The 12,976-nt window shown below is 58.2% G+C and carries 13 protein-coding genes; 8 read left to right on the forward strand and 5 right to left on the reverse strand.

Going from position 1 to position 12,976, the window contains the following annotated elements:
• The first annotated feature begins 4 nt into the window (after positions 1-4).
• The 8 genes from mauD (at position 5) to VF694_RS15110 (ending at position 9,613) form a co-directional block, all read left to right on the forward strand.
• Positions 5-646, forward strand: a complete 642-nt coding sequence (gene mauD / locus VF694_RS15075; protein WP_003804344.1) for a methylamine dehydrogenase accessory protein MauD — start codon at positions 5-7, stop codon at positions 644-646.
• Positions 630-1,178, forward strand: a complete 549-nt coding sequence (locus VF694_RS15080; RefSeq protein WP_003804342.1) for a methylamine dehydrogenase light chain — start codon at positions 630-632, stop codon at positions 1,176-1,178. The genes mauD and VF694_RS15080 overlap by 17 nt, the downstream gene beginning before the upstream one ends.
• Before the next feature lie 137 nt (positions 1,179-1,315).
• Positions 1,316-1,816: a hypothetical protein gene (locus VF694_RS15085; protein WP_003804341.1), complete on the forward strand. Its 501-nt coding sequence runs from the start codon at positions 1,316-1,318 to the stop codon at positions 1,814-1,816.
• Positions 1,817-1,934: 118 nt separating this feature from the next.
• Entirely contained in the window at positions 1,935-2,885 is a 951-nt protein-coding gene (locus tag VF694_RS15090; RefSeq protein ID WP_003804340.1) for a helix-turn-helix domain-containing protein, read from the forward strand.
• Positions 2,886-3,000: 115 nt separating this feature from the next.
• Positions 3,001-3,804, forward strand: a complete 804-nt coding sequence (locus VF694_RS15095; RefSeq protein WP_003804338.1) for a hypothetical protein — start codon at positions 3,001-3,003, stop codon at positions 3,802-3,804.
• A gap of 31 nt (positions 3,805-3,835) precedes the next feature.
• Complete coding sequence (hemE, locus tag VF694_RS15100) at positions 3,836-4,912, forward strand: uroporphyrinogen decarboxylase (protein WP_003804336.1); 1,077 nt, start codon at positions 3,836-3,838, stop codon at positions 4,910-4,912.
• A 285-nt stretch (positions 4,913-5,197) separates the two neighbouring features.
• Complete coding sequence (locus VF694_RS15105; RefSeq protein WP_440164827.1) at positions 5,198-7,291, forward strand: primosomal protein N'; 2,094 nt, start codon at positions 5,198-5,200, stop codon at positions 7,289-7,291.
• 246 nt (positions 7,292-7,537) lie between these two features.
• On the forward strand, positions 7,538-9,613 hold the full coding sequence (locus tag VF694_RS15110; protein WP_059318490.1) for a UvrD-helicase domain-containing protein: 2,076 nt from the start codon (positions 7,538-7,540) through the stop codon (positions 9,611-9,613).
• A 322-nt stretch (positions 9,614-9,935) separates the two neighbouring features.
• On the opposite strand, the gene VF694_RS15115 is transcribed toward VF694_RS15110, so the two are convergent.
• From VF694_RS15115 to VF694_RS15135, 5 genes are all read right to left on the reverse strand, one after another.
• Entirely contained in the window at positions 9,936-10,172 is a 237-nt protein-coding gene (locus tag VF694_RS15115; protein ID WP_022983381.1) for a hypothetical protein, read from the reverse strand.
• Between the two features lie 697 nt (positions 10,173-10,869).
• Positions 10,870-10,974, reverse strand: a complete 105-nt coding sequence (locus tag VF694_RS15120) for a glutamate synthase (RefSeq protein ID WP_440164828.1) — start codon at positions 10,972-10,974, stop codon at positions 10,870-10,872.
• Between the two features lie 101 nt (positions 10,975-11,075).
• Positions 11,076-11,180, reverse strand: coding sequence for a glutamate synthase (locus VF694_RS15125; RefSeq protein ID WP_440164829.1), 105 nt, complete (start codon positions 11,178-11,180; stop codon positions 11,076-11,078).
• Positions 11,181-11,281: 101 nt separating this feature from the next.
• Positions 11,282-11,386 carry a glutamate synthase gene (locus tag VF694_RS15130; protein WP_301606482.1) on the reverse strand — a complete coding sequence of 35 codons (105 nt, stop codon included), beginning with the start codon at positions 11,384-11,386 and terminating at the stop codon, positions 11,282-11,284.
• Between the two features lie 101 nt (positions 11,387-11,487).
• Positions 11,488-12,960: a glutamate synthase subunit beta gene (locus VF694_RS15135; protein WP_426345471.1), complete on the reverse strand. Its 1,473-nt coding sequence runs from the start codon at positions 12,958-12,960 to the stop codon at positions 11,488-11,490.
• Positions 12,961-12,976 lie beyond the last annotated feature (16 nt).

Genomic DNA, 12,976 nt, shown 5'->3' on the forward strand with positions numbered 1-12,976 from the left:
CTCAATGACCGCTTTACTGATTTCCAATGTCATTTTGTGGGTAATCGTACTGGCCCTGGTGCTGGTGGTGCTTGCCCTGTCGCGCCAGATCGGCGTGTTGTACGAACGGGTCGCTCCCATGGGGGCGCTGACCATGGACAAGGGGCCGCAAGTGGGTGATGCTGCCCCGGTGATGGAGCTGCAGGACCTGCGTGGTCGAGCAGTCTCGGTCGGGGTGGCCGGCCCGCGCAGCCAACTGATTTTCTTCATGTCCCCCACCTGCCCGGTATGCAAGAAGCTCCTGCCGATTCTGAAGTCCATTCAGGGTTCGGAAGGCCAGTGGGTCGATATTGTGCTGGCCAGTGATGGTGAGATGCCCGAGCACCTGGCGTTCTACCAGAAAGCGCAACTGGATGCCTTCCCCTACGTTCTGTCCACCCAGTTGGGCATGGGTTTTCAGATCAGCAAGCTGCCCTATGCGGTTCTGATCGACGAGCAGGGTGTGGTGCGCGGCAAGGGACTGGTCAATTCGCGTGAACAGCTCGAAAGCCTGTTTACCGCCAAAGACCTGGGCGTGGCCTCGGCGCAAGAATACTTGGCCGGCGACTCGGGCATGAAGCAAGTGCAGGTATCACGAAAGGAGAACGTCAATGCGTTGGCTGGATAAATTTGGGGAGAGTCTCTCCCGTTCTGTGGCCCACAAGACTTCGCGTCGCAGCGTGCTGCGCTCGGTGGGCAAGTTAATGGTCGGTTCGGCCTTTGTGCTGCCGGTCCTGCCTGTGGCCCGCGCTGCGGGCGGCGGTAGCAACAGCAGTGCTGCGGATCACCTCAGTTTGAATCCCGATCTGGCCAATGAAGACGAGGTGAACTCCTGCGACTACTGGCGTCACTGCGCGGTGGACGGGTTCCTGTGTTCGTGCTGCGGTGGCACAACCACCACCTGCCCGCCAGGATCAACGCCTTCGCCCATTTCGTGGATTGGCACCTGCCACAACCCGCATGATGGCAAGGACTATCTGATCAGCTACCACGACTGCTGCGGCAAGACCGCCTGCGGGCGCTGCCAGTGCAACACGCAGACCCGCGAGCGCCCCGGTTACGAGTTCTTCCTGCATAACGATGTCAACTGGTGCATGGCAAACGAGAACAGTACGTTCCATTGCACGACATCGGTGTTGGTGGGTTTGGCGAAAAACTAAAACAAGCCGCCAGCGTGCCCACGCTCTGCAAGAAGGGATCTTTGGGTCGCTTCTTTGCCGGGTGTGGGCTCGTTCTTGGGCTTGAGCATGGTGAGCGGCGGCCTGGAAGGCGTCCGCTCCACGAAGGAGGCATCACTGTGTGGACATCGTTGCGCCTGGCCTGTTTGGGCGCCGTACTCCTGGCGTTCACGCCTTGGGCTCAGGCCCAGGAAGAGATGGCCGGAACGGGCGATTACTTGCAAAGCTCCCAAGCTTTTAAAGACTATATGCTGCAATGCGCGGGCTGCCATCGCTATGACGGTCAAGGCTTGACGCATCGTGGGATTCCGGATTTCAACCGCTCTATCGGCCTGTTCACGCGTTTGCCGGCGGGGCGGGAATACATGATACGGGTGCCCGGCGCGTCGCAGTCGCAATTGGACAATGCCGACTTGGCGCGTGTGCTGAACTGGATCGTGGCCAAGTTCAGCCCGGAAGACATCACGCCCGAATACCGGCCTTTTACCTCTGCCGAGGTGGGGGCTTCACGAGCGCAACGCTTTGACGATGTGCTCAAGGCGCGTACAGCGTTGACCGCCAAAATGAACCGCATGGGTCTGGAGCCTGCTCCTTACCTGTACGGTTCCATGGAACGCTGAAACAGCGGGTTAACGTCCGTAGACGCTTGGATTTTTTAGGGCTATAAGAAAAGGGGGCATGTCATGCTCTCATCCCGATCATTAGCGTTGGCCGCAAGGGCCCCCCCAGGCAATGTCCATGTTATTGCGCACTCCCTCTGCCTCTTTCAAGAGCCTTGCCGCTTGGCAGGAAGTGGTGTGCGCGTACTTTGTGCCCCTGGAGGTACAGCCCGACTCGCGTCGGGGCTTTTCCAACCGTGCGGCAAGCGATCGCATGGGTTCGGTCGATGTCATGGAGCTATGTACCAGTGCGCAGCGTGTGCGGCGCACTCAGGCCCTGGCAAGCCGTTCCGAGCAGGCTCTTTACAAGGTCACCTTGCAGATCAGCGGCAGCAGCCAGATTGAACAGGATGATCGCAGCGCTATATTGCATGCCGGGCAGTGGGGCATTTATGACACCACCCGCCCCTATGAAGTCGCCGTGCAGGATCAATCCCATTTTCTGGTCCTGCAGTTTGAGGAGGAGCGTCTGCTGCCTTGGCTACCCTGGCTGAGCGATGCGGTGGCCCGTTCCTTTTCCGCCACCACAGGCCCCGCCCGGATTGCCATGGACATGCTGCGGCTGGGTTTGCAAGAGCGCGGGCATTTGTCACCCTCGGCCTTGAGCGAACTGTCTCAGACCGTGATTCGCATGATGGCGCTGAGCCTGGCCGACGGACGCCCGGTGCCCAGCGAGTCCGCCCTGGACGAGGTGCGGCGTGGCCAGTTGCTGCAAATTCAACAGTATGTGCAGGACCATCTGGGGGATGCGGGATTGAATGCGCAGTCTCTGGCGCTGCAGTTCCGCATTTCGCGGCGTTATCTCTACAAGCTGTTTGAATTGTGCGGGCAGGCGCCCGCCGATTACATCATGGCTGCCCGCCTGGAGCGCGCCTGTCAATTGCTGCTCGATGGCAAGCCGGGTCGGCAGATCAGTGAGCTGGCCTGGCAGATGGGTTTTTCCGACGCGGCGGTGTTCAGCCACGCGTTTCGCCGCCGCTACGGCGTGTCCCCCAGTGAGTGGCGTCGCAGCCGTCTGTGCGGGGATTAAGTATAGCTACGTAGGCGCAAGTCCGACTTATCGCAAACGGGTCGGATTCCTATTCTAGAAGCTCACGATCTAGAGGCGACCCGTGGGGTACGCCCAGCTTCTCAAGGACAGTTTTATGCGTCTACACCTCGATTGCGCTTTGTTGCACACCCATCCTGACTGGGCCCGCAATTTGCAGGCCATCATTCCCCCTTGCGAGCGTTTGCAATTGCACCTGTTGCAGGCCCCGCCGGCCACCTGCCCCGATCAGGACTACCTGTTTTTACGCCGCTCAGCCGCCTTGCTGTTGCGATTTGACGCCTGTCTGATACCGATCGAAGCGGCCACCCTGATCCACGTGCGCCGCGCCTTGTCTGCGGCCCGAGGTCACCTGCCGGTGCCGGTCTTTGGCCTGGTGCGTGCCACCATCAAGGCTGCCGCCTTGACAGACCTGCTGGAGCTGGGCCTGGCCGACTATGTGCGCGAGCCTTTATGCCTGGACGATCTACGTGCCCGCATCCATCGCCAGCGTTTGCAGTCCTCATCCCATGCTTTGAATGAACCGGGACTGTCCGGTCGGATACACTATAGGGTGCAGGAAAACCAGGATCTGGTCCTGCACCCCGGCCCAACGGAGCAGCGCCTGTCGCAAACGATCTTGCAACAGGAGGGGACGACGCTGGAAGCCTATGCCGCTGCGGTAGCCTCGCGCTATGCCTGCAGCCAGGAGTCTTTCAAAGTTGCCAAGGGACGGATAGTGGCCCGCTTCGAGCAGGCTTACATCCATGCCGCCCTTGATCGCCATCGCGGTAATATCGCCATGGCAGCCCGCTCCGCGCAAAAGCACCGGCGTGCTTTCTGGGCACTGATGCGCAAGCACCATATCGATGCGGCACGCTTTCGATCCGCGTCAAGCCCAGACGACGAACACGATGGTTAAAATTAACAGGCATTTTTCAATAGGGATTGCCGTGTCTTTACCTCAATTAAAAAACGATGTTTTCCTGCGCTCGCTGTTGCGCGAACCTGTGCCCTACACCCCCATCTGGCTGATGCGTCAGGCCGGGCGTTATTTGCCTGAATACAATGCCACCCGTGCCCAGGCTGGCTCCTTCATGCAACTGGCTCAGAATCCCGAATTTGCGTGCGAAGTCACCTTGCAGCCCTTGCGCCGTTTCGATCTGGATGCCGCCATTCTGTTTTCGGACATCCTGACCGTGCCACACGCCATGGGCCTGGGTCTGGATTTCGTCGCCGGTGAAGGCCCACGCTTTGCGCGTCCCGTGCGCAACGAGGCCGACGTCATGGCACTGGAAGCGCCGGACATGGGCAAGCTGCAATACGTGTTTGACGCGGTCTCGCTGATCCGCAAGGAGCTGGACGGCAAGGTGCCGCTGATCGGTTTTGCCGGCAGTCCCTGGACAATCGCCTGCTACATGGTTGAAGGCCAGGGCTCGGATGACTACCGCCTGGTAAAAAGCATGATGTATCAGCGTCCGGACCTGATGCACCGCATGCTGGAAATCAACGCCCAAACCACCTGCGAATATCTAAACAATCAGATACGCGCCGGTGCACAGGCTGTGATGCTGTTCGACAGCTGGGGCGGCGTGCTTTCCGACTCCCTGTTCCAGGAGTTTTCCCTGGCCTATACCCGCAAGGTGGTCGATGGCCTGATTCGCGAGCACGATGGCCAGCGCGTTCCCGTCATTGTCTTTACCAAGGGCGGTGGCATGTGGCTGGAAGATATCGCGGGCTGTGGTGCGGATGCCATGGGCGTAGACTGGACAGTGAATCTGTCCCGAGCCCGTGCTCGTATCGGCGACAAACTGGCCCTGCAAGGCAATCTGGATCCCATGACCATGTTCGGGGGTGAAGAGGCCATTCGCCGGGAAGCCCGCCGTGTGATCGATGACTTCGGTCCCGTGGGCCAGGGCGGCCACGTGTTCAACTTCGGTCATGGCATCTCGCGTTTTACCGATCCGGAAGCCGTGGGCATTCTGGTGGATGAAGTGCATTCCTACAGCCGTCGCCATCACAGCGTTTGATCCTTATTGCGCACAAGCTGAGACAGCTTGTGCGCAAAGTTATACACACAGTCCGACTCAGTGTTGAGGCCTTGCTATTTAAGGTTCGATTTCAATACCTGATTTTAATTGTTTGATATCTCTAGGTTTTATCTTTATTCCAGAGATATTGAAAATTAAATTGTATCTGTGCTTGCTTCTTTGTATTTTTTGTTCATGTCATTTTCCCCAAAGTTATCCACAGGCTGCTAAGCTCTTGACTTATCAGGCTTTCAGCCCGGCCAGCCCTTTTTTGAAACACCATCCATGACCGCCACCCCAGACGCTATTTCTGCATCGGCAAGCACCGGGCCTTTCTGGCTGCATGTAGCCCTGGACGTTCCCCTTGAGGGGGTGTTTGACTATCAGCACCATGAGCCTGTGCAGGTTGGACAACGGGTGATTGTGCATTTTGGGCGGCGGCAGATGATAGGCGTTGTGGTGGCGTTGCCCGAGCAACCTTCCTATCCGCCCGAGCAGGTCAAAGCGATTGATCAACTGCTGGATGACTTGCCTCCTTTCCCGGAGGACTGGTTGCGGATGGCGCGCTTTGCGTCTACCTATTACCACCGTCCTCTGGGTGAGGTCATGATGCCATCCTTGCCGGGGCCCTTGCGCAAACTCTCCGCCTATCTGGGCAAGCGGTCTGCAGGGGGGCCAGTACTGCGCATGGCCAAGCGCAAGGAAAAGAAGGTGGAACCGGTGGACAGCGATGTCCTGCCTGTGCTCAATGCCGAACAGCAAGCTGCGGTGGATGGCATTGTGGCCGCCAAACCCGGTAGCTGCATCTTGCTGCACGGGGTAACGGGTAGCGGTAAAACCGAAGTCTATATGCGGGTGCTGGAACACGCGTTGGCTGCAGGCCGGCAGGTCTTGTTTATGGTGCCTGAAATCAATCTGACGCCCCAGTTCGAGCAAGTCCTGCGCGCCCGTTTGGCGCGCGTCTTACCGGGCGATGTGCTGGCTGTCCTGCATAGTGGCCTGTCCGAAGGTGAACGGCTGCGTTCTTGGTTGCGCGTCAATAGTGGTCAGGCGCGTATTCTGCTGGGAACACGGTTGTCCATCTTTACCCCCATGCCTGAGCTGGGCCTGATTATCGTGGATGAGGAGCACGACGCTTCTTACAAGCAGCAAGATGGCCTGCGTTACTCCGCGCGGGACTTGGCCGTATGGCGTGGTTATGACCTGAAAGTACCGGTGGTGCTGGGTTCAGCGACCCCTTCGCTGGAAAGCTGGAATCACGCCCGGCAAGGGCGTTATCGTCTCTTGAGTCTGCCCAAACGGGCGCGTGAGGTTTCCCTGCCGCGGGTACGGCTGGTCGATACCCGGCATTTGCGTCTGGAGTCCGGTTTTTCGCCGCAACTGTTGGATGCCCTGGAAGCTTGTCTGGAGCGTGGTGAACAGTCGCTGGTTTTCATTAACCGGCGGGGCTACGCACCTGTGCTGCATTGTGCGTCCTGTGGCTGGCTGTCCCAATGCCCCCGTTGTACGGTTTATACCGTGCTCCATAGGCAAAATGGCTTCAAGCACAATTTGCAATGTCATCACTGCGGCTATCAGGCCCCAGTGCCACGTGCCTGCCCCGATTGTGGCGATCAGGACCTGCAACCCATGGGTCGTGGCACGCAACGGATCGAAGAGTTTCTGGGCGAGCGTTTTCCCAATGCGAGACTGGTGCGTATCGATGCCGACAGCACCCGCTTGAAGGGCAGTGCGCAACAATTGTTCGAGCAGGTGCATGCGGGCGAAGTGGACATTATGGTGGGCACGCAAATGGTGGCCAAAGGTCATGACTTCACGCGTCTGAGCGTCGTCGGTGTACTCAATGCCGATGCCACGCTGTTTGCACATGATTTTCGGGCGCCAGAACGTTTGTTTGCTCAGTTAATGCAGGTTGCGGGTCGGGCTGGCCGTCACACGGAAGGGGCGGATGTCATTATCCAGACGGGCTACCCGGAGCAGGCTGTCTACCAGAGTTTGATCAGGCACGATTACATAGGCTTTGCTCAAAGCGCCCTGAGCGAGCGCGAATCCGTGGGTTTGCCGCCTTTTGCTTATCAGGTGCTGTTGTCAGCCGAGGCGCCACAGTTGGCGGATGCCCTGCGTTTGTTGACCCAGGCGCGTCGCCTGCCCGAAGACCACCCCAATGAATTTCCCGGTGCGGATCAGGTTTTCCTGTACGATCCAGTGCCGTTGCGCGTATTGCGCGTTGCCAAGGTCGAGCGTGCCCAGTTGCTGCTGGAAAGCGCTCATCGTCCGGCTTTGCAGGCCTTTGTGCGCTACTGGGGGCCACAGGTTGCGCAACTGGCCAAACAGCACAAGGTGCGCATTACGATTGAGGTCGACCCCCTCGAGATTTAAGGTTCCACAGGCTCAGGTATGTAGAGAGACAGTAGGAGCGTCTCGGGTACAGCAGGGTGTATCCTTGTGCGCTATGCGGCGGTACCGCATGCTGTCATGCCGTTGTACCTTGCCGCCGCTGTCTTTCTGAGCCAGCCTGTCGTTTTGCATCAAACCGTACTCGGACTGGCCGGGATGTCACCTTTAGCGCTGCTTGTTGTTTGGCCTTGAGCCTCGTTTTCTTGCCTAGTACTCACTGATTCCACCATGACTACCTCCGTCACTACACCAGGCCATACCGTCCCCACTGACCTGAACGCCATGCAACGTCAGGCTGTGTTGTATATGGATGGGCCCTGTCTGGTGCTGGCTGGGGCAGGGAGTGGCAAAACACGAGTAATCACGCAGAAAATCGCCTATTTGCTGCGCGAGTGTGGATATACCGGCCGCCAAGTGGTGGCGCTGACTTTCACCAATAAAGCCGCACGTGAAATGAACGAGCGGATTCGCGCCTTGGTGGACCCCAAGCTGCTGCGGGGGCTGACCGTCAGCACGTTCCACTCTCTGGGCCTGCGCATGCTGCGTGAGGAGGCTCAGCACGTGGGTTTGAAGCCGCGCTTTTCCATTCTGGACGCGAATGATGCCCTGGCGATTATTCAGGAGCTGTTGGCCACCACGGACAAAGGGCGCCTCAGATCCGTGCAACAAGAGATCTCCTTGTGGAAGAACGCCTTGATGGGGCCTGACCAGGCAGAGCGTGCCGCGAACTCACCCAGCCAGATAGAAGCGGCCCGCATTTACCGAGACTATGCGGCCACCTTGATTGCCTATCAGTCGGTGGATTTTGATGACCTGATTCGCTTGCCTGCGCAATTGATGCAAGACAATCAGGAAGTGTGCGAACGTTGGCAGCGTCGGGTGCAGTATTTGCTGGTGGACGAGTATCAGGACACCAATCTTTGTCAGTATCAGTTGGTGCGCTCCCTGACAGGGCAGCGCAACATGTTTACAGTGGTCGGCGATGACGATCAGGCGATCTATGCCTGGCGCGGCGCTACCGTGGAGAATCTGGCGCAGTTGCCTAAGGATTATCCCGAGCTGAAAGTCATCAAACTGGAGCAGAACTATCGCTCCGTGCAGCGAATCTTACAGGCAGCCAATAATGTCATTGGCAACAATCCGGTCGTGTTCGGAAAAAAACTGTGGTCCGATCTGGGTTTTGGTGAGCCCATTCAGGTTCATGTCACAGACGACGAGCAGCATGAGGCCGACTCGGTGGCCATGCGTATCTCGGCAGAGCGCTTCGAGCGTCAGGCCGAATGGCGTGATTTTGCGGTGCTGTACCGCGGCAACCACCAGGCCCGGATCTTTGAGCAGGCGCTGCGTAATTTGCGTATTCCTTACACCATCTCCGGCGGGCAAAGCTTTTTCGACAAGGCCGAGATTCGCGACATTCTGTCGTACTTGCGCATTGTGGCTAACGAGGATGATGACCCGGCATTCATCCGGGCGGCCACCACTCCGCGTCGGGGGATAGGGCAAGCCACGTTGCAGGTGCTGGGTCAGTTTGCGGCAGAACAAAAGCTGTCTTTGTTTGCGGCCGTCTCACCACTTGCGCTGACAGATCGCTTGCCCGAGCGGCAGTTGGAGCCTTTACGCGTGTTTGCGCAGTTTATTGGGCGTATTCAGCAACGAGCGGATCGGGTAGAAAGCGAGCAGGAAGGACATGACACGGCTGTCAGCGAGCTGCTGGACGAACTGCTGCGAGCCATCGATTACGAGCGCTATCTCTACGATATGTTCGACGAACGCCCTGCACAGACCCGTTGGGAAAACGTGCTGGAGCTGATTACCTGGTTGAAGTCCAAAGCGGCAGACGATGAGCTTAGTTTGAATGATCTGGTGCAGCGAGTCGCCCTGATCACCATGCTGGAACGCGGTGAGGACGATGACCCGGATGCGGTCAAATTGTCCACGCTTCATGCTTCCAAGGGGCTGGAGTATCCGCATGTGTTTTTGGTGGGGGTGGAAGAAGGGCTGTTGCCGCACATCGGGCGCGATGACGAGGATATAGACCCGGATAAAGAAGCAGATATTCTGGCCCAGCGTATTCAGGAAGAACGGCGTCTGATGTATGTGGGCATTACCCGTGCACAGCGTAGCTTGCGCTTGAGCTGGTGCAAGAAACGTAGACGTGCGCGTGAGAATCTGGTGCGCGAGCGCTCCCGCTTTATTGATGAGATGAAGATCGAAGACCCCGGTGCGCAGGAAGATCCGGCGCAGGCGGCCTTGAGTCCCAAGCAGCGCCTGGATATGTTGAAGAACTTGTTGAACAAGTCTTGAGCGCTTTGCCTTGATTGAGAACGCTTGGGTTCTCGGTCTGGACTGGGGGGGGCTGGGTTGTCCTGCAGGCCCGCTTTTGCGGGCCTTTTGCATGGTTTACATCATCAGAAGCGGTATTGCCTTTGTAAAAGCCAGTCTCTTTCTTGGGGGACAAGCCGTGAGGTGCTGACGCCCGTTGATCTAAGATCTTGGGCTGTGCGTCGGGGTGCGCTGTTGGAAACGCAGGTTTGGCAGGCGCAGAAAAAACAAAAGCCTGCTAAATCAGCAGGCTTTTCAACATCAAGCGGTGTTTTGCTTGAGCGGTACGACGGTGATGCGTGGCTTACCAGTAGCTGGCCGACATGCGGGAATCACGGATGCGGGCTTCGTTCAAGGCGCGGGTCAGTTCGACCATGTACTTGAACACCACGTTTGCGGCTTTGGAAACTTGTTTGGCCGCTGCTTTGGTCAGTGCAGTTAAAGACACGGATTCACCATTTTCCAGGGCGTGCTGCATTACCCCACGCTCAACAGCATCACTCCAGTGGATGTAGTGCGAGTAAGTGGTCATGGTAGACATTTGCTTTCCCTTTAAGGTGAAGGTCTAAGTTACGAATCCTCATTATAGGGTTTTCCCTAGTTTTTAAGCAAGGGTAAACCCTAGGGGGTGGGGTGGCTTGTGGTTTTTAAGGGAAAACCCTAGATTTCTGATGAATCTTGTTTGGAATCAGAGGGTTGTGGTGGCTTGGTTTGGGTTGGTTTGGATCGTTTTCGTGGGGGGCTTCCTTGCGGCAGTCCTTGCTGGCGGGGGACGGGGGTGGAGCGGAAGCCTGCCGGTGCTGCGCACCGGTACCCTTGTCTGAGCCTGTCGTAGGGCGCTCCTTGAACTCGTTCGGTGGTTTGTCCCCCGGACAAACCACAAGCGCCGAACTCAAACAGCAAGGCGCTTGCATCCCTACGACAGCCTCAGACGGCGGCAAGCTCCCTGATTGCTCCAATCCCGTCCCCCGCCAGCAAGGACTTCAGAATGGTGGCCGCCAACCGCCAACCGCCAATAAGCTCCCGCGGTGTTGTCTTTAATCTGCCGCTTCACGGCTAGAGCTAGTGACTGTGGATCGATAGCCTGTAGGCTGATTGCAAACGGCAAACGGCAAACGGCACATAAGATCCTGTAACGTCGCTTTGCGTTGTTAACGGGCAGGGCCCATTCGCTCAAAGACAAACAGCCAACCGTTTCTCGCGGCTGGCTGTTTGCTTGCTGGCGCTGCCACGAGGACTTAGCGGTGCAGTGTCGAACTTCCCATCAGGAACTCGTCTACGGAACGGGCGCACTGGTGACTTTCGCGGATGGCCCAGATGATCAGGGGCTGGCCGCGTCGCATGTCGCTTCGCGTTGTTAACGGGCAGGGCCCATTCGCTCAAAGACAAACAGCCAACCGTTTTTCGCGGCTGGCTGTTTGCTTGCTGGCGCTGCCACGAGGACTTAGCGGGGCAGTGTGGAACTTCCCATCAGGAACTCATCGACGGAACGGGCACACTGGCGACGTTCGCGGATGGCCCAGATGATCAGGGGCTGGCCGCGTTGCATGTCGCTTCGCATTGTTAACGAGCAGGGCCCATTCGCTCAAAGACAAACAGCCAACCGTTTTTCGCGGCTGGCTGTTTGCTTGCTGGCGCTGCCAAGAGGACTTAGCGGGGCAGTGTGGAACTTCCCATCAGGAACTCATCGACGGAACGGGCACACTGGCGACCTTCGCGGATGGCCCAGATGATCAGGGGCTGGCCGCGTCGCATGTCGCTTCGCGTTGTTAACGGGCAGGGCCCATTCGCTCAAAGACAAACAGCCAACCGTTTCTCGCGGCTGGCTGTTTGCTTGCTGGCGCTGCCACGAGGACTTAGCGGGGCAGTGTGGAACTTCCCATCAGGAACTCATCGACGGAACGGGCACACTGGCGACCTTCGCGGATGGCCCAGACGATCAGGGACTGGCCGCGTCGCATGTCGCCGGCGGCAAAGACTTTGGCGCGGCTGGTTTGGTAGTTGTCGGTGTTGGCCGCAACATTACCGCGCTGGTCGGCTTCTACGGCGAAGGCGTCCAGCACTTGCCGCACGGGCGCGGTAAAGCCCATGGCCAGCAAGACCAGATCGGCTGGGAAGGTCATTTCGGAGCCAGCGATAGGGTTCATGCTCATGCGGCCTGTCGATGGATCGGTTTTCCATTCCACGCGCACGGCGCGCAGTTCTTTGACATGGCCGTTTTTGCCTTGCAACTCGACGGTGTTGATGGCCCAGTCGCGCTCGCAGCCTTCCTCGTGAGAGGAGGAGGTACGCAGCTTCATGGGCCAGTAGGGCCAGGTCAGTTCCGTGTTTTCCTGCTCGGGCGGGCGGGGCATCAGTTCAAATTGGGTGACGGATTTTGCGCCCTGTCGTGTGCTGGTGCCGACGCAGTCCGAGCCGGTATCGCCACCACCAATGACCACCACATGCTTTCCTTGGGCACTGATGGCAGGTGCGCCGCGCGAACCGGCCACCTGCTGGTTCTGGATGCGCAGAAAGTCCATGGCAGGATGCACACCTTGCAGTTGGCTGCCGGGTGCGTCCAGCAGGCGCGGGGTTTCCGAGCCGCCTGCCAGGACAATGGCATCAAATCGCTGTTCCAGTTCGGAGGGTGATAGCACGGTCAGGCCGGGCTCCTGGGCAGCTTGGTCCTGCGTCTGGCCAATGTAGGTAGAGGGGGAAAATTGCACGCCCTCGGCCTGCATTTGTGCGATACGACGATCCAGCAGGTGTTTCTCCAGCTTGAAATCGGGAATGCCGTAGCGCATCAGGCCTCCAATCCGGTCGCTTTTTTCGTACACCGTCACGTCGTGGCCTACGCGCGCCAATTGTTGGGCACAGGCCAGCCCCGCTGGGCCGGAACCGATGACAGCGACGCGTTTGCCGGTTTTTTGGGTGGGCACTTGGGGAACCACCCAACCTTCTGCCCAGCCTTTGTCGATAATGGCGTGTTCAATGGATTTGATACCGACCGGGACGCGGTCGATATTCAAGGTACAGGCGGCCTCGCAGGGAGCGGGGCAGATGCGGCCGGTAATTTCCGGAAAGTTGTTGGTGGAGTGCAGCACGTCCAGCGCTTCTTTCCACTGCTGGCGGTACACCAGATCATTCCAGTCGGGAATGATGTTGTTGACCGGGCAGCCGTTGTGGCAGAAGGGCACACCGCAATCCATGCAGCGGGCCGCCTGCTGACCGGCCTGTTCGTCATTCAATACCTGGACAAACTCTTTCCAGTGCTTGACCCGCTTTAAAGGAGCTTCCACGGCTTCTTGCAGACGTTGAAACTCAAGAAATCCAGTCGTCTTTCCCATGATGTGTCGTTTCCTG

Origin of the sequence: Alcaligenes sp. Lyrl_28 (assembly GCF_051948705.1) — a bacterium.
Lineage (GTDB): Bacteria > Pseudomonadota > Gammaproteobacteria > Burkholderiales > Burkholderiaceae_B > Alcaligenes > Alcaligenes ammonioxydans.